This is a genomic window from Shewanella sp. SG41-3, from assembly GCF_014164545.1.
Lineage (GTDB): Bacteria > Pseudomonadota > Gammaproteobacteria > Enterobacterales > Shewanellaceae > Shewanella > Shewanella vesiculosa.
Map to the genome: position 1 here is coordinate 1 of NZ_JACJFJ010000027.1, position 653 is coordinate 653.

Sequence of the window (653 nt, forward strand, 5' to 3'; positions counted from 1 at the left end):
ATTGCGGCATCAATAACATCTAGCGCATCTTGAGCACCTTGAGCTGTACCAATATCGATACTACTTACTTTATTCAATGTTGATGAACCACCAGTAGCGCCTATTCCAGTTATGTCATCAACAGAAGCACCTTCAAGAGTAAACTTTTCAGATGATGAAAAACTAATTTCAGCCACTTTGCTTATGCTCGTTTGAGCACTTGCGTCTCCGCTCGCTCCTAATAGCACCGTTGAACTAGCAATTGTAGAGCCAGTAATTTCAATACCATCAACATTTTTTGCGGTAATGCTAATTACACTGGTATCTTTGTCATAGCTGACATCATACCCAGCTTTACCTAAGTCGGTGGCTAATGCTTCTTCATCGCCAGCGTAATCAGCTAGATTATAACTATCTTTGACACCACCTGCGCCTACTACAGATAACACACCATCATCGGTTGCACTTATATTACTAATTGTCGTAGTAACGGAGCTTTCAGCTTTGACACCAGTTCCAGCTGCATTAACCTTAGATACTAGGCTTGTAGCTGATTCGGCTAAGGTTACACCAACAACTTTACCATTAACACCAAACGTAGTGTCAGCAGCTACCGTTGAAGTTAATGCGGTATTGGCCTCAACACCAAAATCAGTACCAACTCCAGACACGGT

At 42.1% G+C, this 653-nt stretch carries 1 pseudogene; it reads right to left on the reverse strand.

Annotated elements, in window-relative coordinates:
• Positions 1 to 653 (reverse strand): annotated as a pseudogene (locus tag H5164_RS19785) (flagellin); the annotation flags it as partial.